The sequence below is a fragment of the Brevibacillus borstelensis genome (assembly GCF_003710865.1).
GTDB lineage: Bacteria > Bacillota > Bacilli > Brevibacillales > Brevibacillaceae > Brevibacillus > Brevibacillus borstelensis.
The window spans coordinates 1-709 of the sequence record NZ_RHHO01000094.1; the positions used below are offsets into that span (position 1 = coordinate 1).

A 709-nucleotide genomic window follows, 5' to 3' on the forward strand; every position below is an offset into this window, starting at 1 on the left:
AAGCAGGAGTTCATCGACTCAGGGCAGCTTCCTGATTTTTTGCCTGAAACAGCCCATATTCGCAACGGCGATTGGAAAGTGAACGATTTGCCGACCGATCTCCAGGACCGGAGAGTGGAGATTACCGGTCCTGCCGGAGACCGAAAAATGGTCATCAATGCGTGCAATTCCGGAGCTCGGGTATTCATGGCTGATTTTGAAGACGCCAATTCTCCCACATGGGCCAATACGATCGAAGGCCAGATCAACATGCGGGATGCCGTAAGGAGAACGATTTCCTATACCAGCCCTGAGGGAAAACAGTACGCCCTCAAGGAGAAAACAGCCGTACTGATTGTAAGGCCGCGCGGTTGGCATTTGGATGAAAAGCACATAAGGCTTCACGGAAACCCGATGTCCGGCAGCTTGTTCGATTTTGGCCTTTATTTCTTCCATAATGCCCGGATATTGCTCGATTCGGGAAGCGGCCCCTATTTTTATCTGCCCAAGCTGGAAAATCATCTGGAAGCGAGGCTCTGGAACGACGTCTTTTGCTTTGCCCAGGATGAGTTGGGCATACCGCGAGGCACTATCAAGGCAACGGTTTTGATCGAGACGATTTTGGCCGCCTTTGAAATGGAAGAAATCCTGTACGAGCTGAGAGAACACAGTGCAGGGCTAAACTGCGGCCGCTGGGATTACATCTTCAGCTACATCAAAAAGCTGCGGA

The 709-nt window shown here is 51.1% G+C and carries 1 protein-coding gene; it reads left to right on the plus strand.

What is annotated here, in order from left to right; translation table 11 throughout:
* Positions 1–709, plus strand: a 709-nt coding sequence (locus EDM54_RS25950; protein ID WP_122959096.1) for a malate synthase, incomplete at both ends; no start/stop codon positions are given.